Origin of the sequence: Streptomyces sp. NPDC046866 (assembly GCF_040704625.1) — a bacterium.
Lineage (GTDB): Bacteria > Actinomycetota > Actinomycetes > Streptomycetales > Streptomycetaceae > Streptomyces.
On record NZ_JBEYXN010000063.1, the window covers coordinates 1 to 1,225 of the forward strand.

Genomic DNA, 1,225 nt, shown 5'->3' on the forward strand with positions numbered 1-1,225 from the left:
TGTTCGTTGCTTCAGAACTAACACAGTGGACGCGAGCAACTGAGGACAAGCCCTCGGCCTATTAGTACCAGTCAGCTCCACCCGTTACCGGGCTTCCACATCTGGCCTATCAACCCAGTCGTCTACTGGGAGCCTTACCCTCTCAAGGAGGTGGGAATACTCATCTTGAAGCAGGCTTCCCGCTTAGATGCTTTCAGCGGTTATCCCTCCCGAACGTAGCCAACCAGCCATGCCCTTGGCAGGACAACTGGCACACCAGAGGTTCGTCCGTCCCGGTCCTCTCGTACTAGGGACAGCCCTTCTCAATATTCCTACGCGCACAGCGGATAGGGACCGAACTGTCTCACGACGTTCTAAACCCAGCTCGCGTACCGCTTTAATGGGCGAACAGCCCAACCCTTGGGACCGACTCCAGCCCCAGGATGCGACGAGCCGACATCGAGGTGCCAAACCATCCCGTCGATATGGACTCTTGGGGAAGATCAGCCTGTTATCCCCGGGGTACCTTTTATCCGTTGAGCGACGGCGCTTCCACAAGCCACCGCCGGATCACTAGTCCCGACTTTCGTCCCTGCTCGACCCGTCGGTCTCACAGTCAAGCTCCCTTGTGCACTTACACTCAACACCTGATTGCCAACCAGGCTGAGGGAACCTTTGGGCGCCTCCGTTACCCTTTGGGAGGCAACCGCCCCAGTTAAACTACCCATCAGACACTGTCCCTGATCCGGATCACGGACCGAGGTTAGACATCCAGCACGACCAGAGTGGTATTTCAACGGCGACTCCACAACCACTGGCGTGGCTGCTTCAAAGTCTCCCACCTATCCTACACAAGCCGAACCGAACACCAATATCAAACTGTAGTAAAGGTCCCGGGGTCTTTCCGTCCTGCTGCGCGAAACGAGCATCTTTACTCGTAGTGCAATTTCACCGGGCCTATGGTTGAGACAGTCGAGAAGTCGTTACGCCATTCGTGCAGGTCGGAACTTACCCGACAAGGAATTTCGCTACCTTAGGATGGTTATAGTTACCACCGCCGTTTACTGGCGCTTAAGTTCTCAGCTTCGCCTGGTCGAAACCAAGCTAACCGGTCCCCTTAACGTTCCAGCACCGGGCAGGCGTCAGTCCGTATACATCGCCTTACGGCTTCGCACGGACCTGTGTTTTTAGTAAACAGTCGCTTCTCGCTGGTCTCTGCGGCCACCCCCAGCTCAGACAGCACGTG

Annotated in this window: 1 rRNA gene (cut by a window edge); it reads right to left on the minus strand. The window is 56.2% G+C overall.

What is annotated here, in order from left to right:
* Positions 1-41 precede the first annotated feature (41 nt).
* A 23S ribosomal RNA gene (locus AB0953_RS35335) occupies positions 42-1,225 on the minus strand; its annotated part runs 1,597 nt beyond the window's last position; the annotation flags it as partial.